Source organism: Enhygromyxa salina (genome assembly GCF_000737335.2).
Taxonomy (GTDB): domain Bacteria; phylum Myxococcota_A; class Polyangia; order Nannocystales; family Nannocystaceae; genus Plesiocystis; species Plesiocystis salina_C.
The window spans coordinates 1-4,248 of record NZ_JMCC02000220.1 but is presented as its reverse complement, the minus strand read 5'-3'; the positions used below and the strand labels follow the sequence as shown (position 1 = coordinate 4,248).

Here is a 4,248-nt window from a genome sequence, read left to right as displayed (position 1 = left end):
TCCCGTGCCTTCACGACGAGGTCTGCGCTGGCGCGGACATCGGCGAATACACCCGGCCCTCGGCCACCTTGCATATCTTCGAGGGCTCGAGCTTGGTGCTCAATCGGGCGTATACCTTCGCGCCAGCCGTCTACCCGGACACGCCGCTGAACGCCTCAATGGGGACGGGGTCCGTGTCCAAGTCGTTGACCGCGACGGCGGTCGTTCGTGAGATGGACGTTCAGGGGGTATCGCTCAATACGTCATTTGCGGGCATGATCGGCGTGGCCCCGACTTATTTACTCAACGCCCCGCTGGCGCCCGCGAACTCGCTGACGGTCCGAGTGCGGGACGTGCTCGACAATCAAGGTGGCTTCGCCGGACCGACCGAGACACCCACGTCCTACGCGAACCACACGCTGATCGTCGCCGGGGGGGCCACGGCCCCGGTGGATGGTGAGGAGTTGTTCGAGTATGTGTTTGTGCCTCCGCCTGACGGCCACGTGAACCTGGGAGCCTTGCAGGATGATACCTACTGGCAACCCGAGTGGTTCACGGCCGACCGAACGATGGGCACAATGCGGTACTCGAACGCGGGCTACTCGCTCGTGGGCGAACTCGTCCGCGTACAGTCTGGGGTCGCGTATGAGGAGTACGTGACGAGCAAATTGCTCGCCCCCCTCGGTCTGGAGGATCGAGTCTACGCTTATCCTGGTCCCCGGGTTCGCTCGCGTGGGCCGACTCGCGCGTTGATCGGAAAATATCTCATCGACGCCCGGCATCCGTACAATGTCGCCTGGCCGAATCCACCGCAACCCGTGCAGCCCGCGGTGGGCCTCGCAGCAAATCCCGTTGAGCCCTGGCGCCCCTACATGGGGCCCGACGAGCCACGCGCGCCGACGCGCGCCACGACCCGGTATGGCGGGAATTCTCACCTTGGCGGCGCGCCGCTCGCTGCTGGTGGCTGGTGGGCGGATGGTGAGGCGCTTGGACGCCTCATCCGCAGCATCAGCCGTACAGACACTTTGTTGCCCCAGAGCGCCGCCGCCTGGATGTGGCATCCCGCCTTGTGGAATTTCAGTCACAAGCAAGCCCCCGGCTGGGCCTACGTTCACGGGTGGTACGTGCGGGGCAATTGGGTTGGCTGGATGGGAGGCGACGACGGAACGGTCGCGCTCGTGGTCCACAACCGGATGTACGACATCACCGTCGTGTTCCTGGCCAACGGCCTCGATAGCTCGACCAACTTCATCAATCCACTCATGGCGTCCCCCAACCTCGTGCAGGGGTTTAGCCAGATCGGGCAAGTCTGGCCGTGCCTGCCCGATCCTTCCTTTGGCCCGAACTTCACGGGGTGCAAGCTGCCCGTGCCTGCAGTCTACTGAGGTCGCATGAAACGCTCCACGCTCGTTCAAGTCTTCGTCTTGTCGCTCGCGGCCTGCGGGCCCAGCAAACCGGGTGATGGTGCTGGCGACGAGCCACCGTCGGACATCGCCGAGGAAACGCCCGACCTACCGTGTGGCGGCGCGGATCTCCAAACCGACAGGTACAACTGCGGCACGTGTGGAACGATATGCTACGGCAGGGGCGAGGGTGACTATGAGTCCGGTGCCTGTGTCGATGGTGTTTGTGGTCCAAGCTGGTTCGGTGTGGAGTGGCTCGAGCCGACCCCTCTGACGTGTGATGACGTCTGCGCGAACACGGGTCAGGCGTGTCGAGCCAACGCTTGCTCTGAACTCACGGGGTTCGTGTGCGAGTCGGTCTTCGGCCAACCCTGCGGGACACTGGTGAGCGGTCACCATCCACTGCTCGACTTTGCGGGACCCTGTAGCGACCCCCTCCCGTGGCCGCCCGAGGTCTACTACGGGGGCATTCGACACGCCTTCTGTTGTTGCGGGTGACAGCGTTGTCCGAGGTCGCATGAAACGCTCCCCGCTCGTTCAAGTCTTCGTCTTGTCGCTCGCGGCCTGCGGGCCCAGCAAACCGGGTGATGGTGCTGGCGACGAGCCACCGTCGGACATCGCCGAGGAAACGCCCGACCTACCGTGTGGTGGCGCGGATCTCCGGACCGACAGGTATGAGTCCGGTGCCTGTGTCGATGGTGTTTGTGGTCCAAGTTGGTTCGGGGTGGAGTGGGTCGAGCCGACCCCGCTGACGTGTGATGACGTCTGCGCGAACACGGGTCAGGCGTGTCGAGCCAACGCTTGCTCTGAGCTCACGGGGTTCGTGTGCGAGTCGATCTTCGGCCAACCCTGCGGAACGCTGACAGACGGTGATGTTCCGCTGCTCGACTTTGCGGGACCCTGTAGCGACCCCCTCCCGTGGCCGCCCGAGATCTACTACGACGGCATTCGACACGCCTTCTGTTGTTGCGGGTGACAGCGTTGTCCGAGGTGCATGAAACGCCCCACGCTCGTTCAAGTCTTCGTCTTGTTGCTCGCGGCCTGCGGGCCAAGCAAACCGGGTGATGGTGCTGGCGACGAGCCACCGCCGGACATCGCCGAGGAGACGCCCGACCTACCGTGTGGTGGCGCGGATCTCCAAACCGACAGGTACAACTGCGGCACGTGTGGAACGATTTGCTACGGGAGGGGAAAGGGCGACTATGAATCAGGCACCTGTGTCGATGGTGTTTGTGGCCCAAGTTGGTTCGGAGTGGAGTGGCTCGAGCCGACCCCGCTGACGTGTGATGACGTCTGCGCGAACACGGGTCAGGCGTGTCGAGCCAACGCTTGCTCTGAACTCACGGGGTTCGTGTGCGAGTCGGTCTTCGGCCAACCCTGCGGGACACTGGTGAGCGGTCACCATCCACTGCTCGACTATGCAGGGCCCTGTGGCGACCCCATCCCCTGGCCACCCGAGGTGTACTACGGGGGCATTCGAGTCGCCTTTTGTTGTTGCGGGTGACAACGTCGTCCGAGGTGCATGAAACGCCCCACGCTCGTTCAAGTCTTCGTCTTGTTGCTCGCGGCCTGTGGGCCAACCGACCCCGTTGACGTGCGATGAAGTTTGCGCGGATACGGGACAGTCGTGTCGAGCCAACGCTTGCTCTGAACTCACGGGGTTCGTATGCGAGTCGATCGTCGGCCAACCCTGCACGACACTGACAAATGGTGATTTTCCGCTTGGGCGAGTCCCGCATCTCCTTGGCCATGTCGATGAGCTCGAGGATGACCTGCGCTGCCTCGATCGTGCGGTTTTGGTAGCGCAAGAGCGTGCGCTCGAGCATCTCGGAGAAGCGGCGGGCCTGCACGACGTTGCGATCGCCCTGCGACTTGTGGGCCGTGGCGTCGAGCGCCGATGGACGCCCGAGACCCCCAGGCCGACCGCATCGACGCCGGGGGGACGGGGCTGTTCGCCCGGCAGTACAGCGGCGGGGTGCCGGACCTGGAGATCCCCCATCGGGGGTTGGGAGCCGTCCGCATGCGGGTCAGAAGTCTGGCCCCGACTTCGTCGGCGAGGTGTTCGTGCGTGAAAACTTCGGAGAATTGGCGTGGCATCGGCCGTTTCCATCGCTCGTCACCGAGAAATTGGCGTCGGCCGAACCCAGCAGCCCGTGATCGAACCGCCGACTCGGGGCACGAAAGCCAGACATGAACCGAGCAATCGTACTGTCCCTGACCCTCTCGATCTCTGCCTGCGGTACCGGAAGCGTAGACAGCCAAGGCGGCGAGGAGACGACCGGCGAGGAGACGACCGGCGAGGAGACGACCGGCGAGGAGACGACCGGCGAGGAGACCACCGGCGAGGGCGATTGCTTTGACGTGCAGGACGATACGTTGGGCCCCGAGCCTTACGTGTGCGGTCTCGATACCCCCTGCGACGTCGTCGTGCAGGAAGGTTTTGACCCTGTGGCGGCCGAGTGCACGCTCGATGGCATCGCAGCTGGCACGATCGGCGACTACAGCCTCGTGAAGCCCGCGATGCTGGGCTCGGAGACCTGGCGCGTCCAAGTATTCGGTGATGGCAACGCGCTGGTGACCTTTCGGTCCGAGCATGATGACAGCTTCATGACACACGTCTCGGCCCGGGCGATCCCCCCTCAGGCCTTCTTCGATGCTTGCGACGCAAGCAGCTTCACCGGCATGACTCAGTGCATCAACCTGTTGTTCGAAGAAGCATGCGTGCTCGAACCGACCTGCTAGAGCGCCGATCAGTTTGGAGTCGCGTCGTCAGGTGCGTCTGGGGCCGTTCCTGCCTAGGAGGGAGGCCGAAGCTGTACCGGATGGGATGAGAAGGCCGCCCCCCATGGCCGCCGGGATGTCACTC

The 4,248-nt window shown here is 64.1% G+C and carries 3 protein-coding genes and 1 pseudogene; 3 read left to right on the top strand and 1 reads right to left on the bottom strand.

The features are described 5' to 3' along the window. Both DB30_RS40170 and DB30_RS40165 read left to right on the top strand, forming a co-directional pair. Window positions 1–1,364 (top strand): serine hydrolase domain-containing protein (locus DB30_RS40170; protein WP_146662856.1); only part of this gene is annotated, 1,364 nt, incomplete at its 5' end. A gap of 535 nt (window positions 1,365–1,899) precedes the next feature. Continuing rightward, complete coding sequence (locus DB30_RS40165) at window positions 1,900–2,358, top strand: hypothetical protein (protein ID WP_052559356.1); 459 nt, start codon at window positions 1,900–1,902, stop codon at window positions 2,356–2,358. 364 nt (window positions 2,359–2,722) lie between these two features. Here the strand turns inward: DB30_RS40165 and DB30_RS43370 are convergent. Then, a pseudogene (locus tag DB30_RS43370) lies at window positions 2,723–3,244 on the bottom strand (type I restriction enzyme endonuclease domain-containing protein); the annotation flags it as partial. A 328-nt stretch (window positions 3,245–3,572) separates the two neighbouring features. On the opposite strand from DB30_RS43370, the gene DB30_RS40155 reads away from it, so the two are divergent. After that, window positions 3,573–4,124 carry a hypothetical protein gene (locus DB30_RS40155; protein WP_052559352.1) on the top strand — a complete coding sequence of 184 codons (552 nt, stop codon included), beginning with the start codon at window positions 3,573–3,575 and terminating at the stop codon, window positions 4,122–4,124. Window positions 4,125–4,248: the final 124 nt, after the last annotated feature.

What these genes read in the sequence shown, in the direction of transcription:
- DB30_RS40165 (WP_052559356.1), top strand. Translation starts at nt 1,900, where the DNA reads ATGAAACGCTCCCCGCTCGTTCAAGTCTTCGTCTTGTCGCTCGCGGCC.
- DB30_RS40155 (WP_052559352.1), top strand. Translation starts at nt 3,573, where the DNA reads ATGAACCGAGCAATCGTACTGTCCCTGACCCTCTCGATCTCTGCCTGC.